This is a genomic window from Shinella sp. GW821-FHT11G07 (assembly GCF_058808115.1).
The window spans coordinates 1,495-2,916 of sequence record NZ_JBXARJ010000037.1 but is presented as its reverse complement, the minus strand read 5'-3'; the positions used below and the strand labels follow the sequence as shown (position 1 = coordinate 2,916).

General features: G+C 62.7%; 1 protein-coding gene. It reads left to right on the top strand.

Going from position 1 to position 1,422, the window contains the following annotated elements; all coding sequences use genetic code 11:
- On the top strand, positions 1-1,242 hold a 1,242-nt coding region (locus tag AC1RT2_RS32140; protein WP_493108496.1), incomplete at its 5' end, for an MFS transporter.
- Positions 1,243-1,422: the final 180 nt, after the last annotated feature.

The window sequence follows — 1,422 nt, the reverse complement described above, 5'->3', positions numbered from 1 at the left end:
CAGGTCATGACATCTTGCCAACCATCCAGGATAAAACCCTTTTTCGGCTGGCACGTGGTCGCCGCGACCTTCGTGCTGGCAGTCTTTGGCTGGGGTGTCGGTTTTTACGGACCACCGATCTACCTGCAAATGGTGGTTCAGCGAACGGGATGGCCCGTTACGCTTGTCTCGGCCGCCGTAACGCTGCACTTTCTGGTCGGTGCGATAGTCGTGGCGAACCTTCCTCGACTGTATCGGCTTGCGGGCGTTCCCGCGATCACCGTCATCGGCGCGATTCTCCTCGCAATCGGCGTCGTCGGTTGGTCTCTGGCCGATCGGCCGTGGCACCTGTTCGCCGCCGCTCTCCTGAGTGGAACAGGCTGGGTTGCGATGGGCGCTGCGGCAGTGAACGCCATCATCGCGCCCTGGTTTGTCCGGGCCCGCCCAGCAGCACTGTCCATGGCATATAATGGAGCAAGTGTGGGAGGTGTTATCTTCTCGCCCCTGTGGGTCGTGCTCATCGCGTCAAGCGGGTTTGCACAGGCAGCCGTCATCGTCGGGATCTCGATGGTCCTAACCGTGGCCGCCTTGTCTGTTGTGGCATTTTCCAAATCTCCCGACGTTCTCGGGCAATTTCCAGACGGAGCGTGGCCAGAGCAGGGGATGTCCCCGACGGCTCCGTCGCTCACTGAGCCCAGGGGAGGCGCTTCGCTTTGGCGCGATCGCCGCTTCCTGACGCTAGCGGCGGGTATGGCTGCCGGGTTGTTTGCACAGATCGGGCTGCTGGCCCATCTGTTTTCGATCATGGTGCCGGTCTTCGGATCAAAGGCGGCGGGCCTGCTGATGGGAGGGGCTACCGTTGCGGCAATCCTCGGGCGCACGGGCATCGGTTGGCTGATGCCGGTTTCCGCGGACCGCCGTCTGGTCGCATCCGCGAGCTACGGGGTCCAGATTATCGGCACCCTGATGCTTTTGGCGACGGACGGAGAAAATGCCGCCGCGGTGGTTATTGGAGTCCTGCTGTTCGGCCTCGGCATCGGCAACGCCACGTCGCTCCCGCCTCTCATTGCACAGGTGGAATTTACCAGGAGCGACGTCTCCCGCGTGGTGCCGCTGATCGTGGCTCTGAGCCAGGCGACCTATGCACTCGCGCCCGCGCTGTTCGGCATTGCCAGGACGATCTCTGACCCCGCCGTTTTCATTCTGGCGTTGGTGATTCAGTTTCTGGCGGTTTTAGCGTTTTTGACCGGACGGCATGGATGACCGCCAATCGGCGATCCCGGATTGCCGGTCTGGCGCGTCGGCGCTGGCGGTGGGCTCAGAGGGCGAGAGCACACAGACAGCCCGAGATCGCTGTTCCCGGCAGCTAAGTTGCTTACGCTTCCGTTTGTGGCGTGAGCAACTGCTGGCCACCACAGGTGAGGGACCGAGACGTACGCCGCG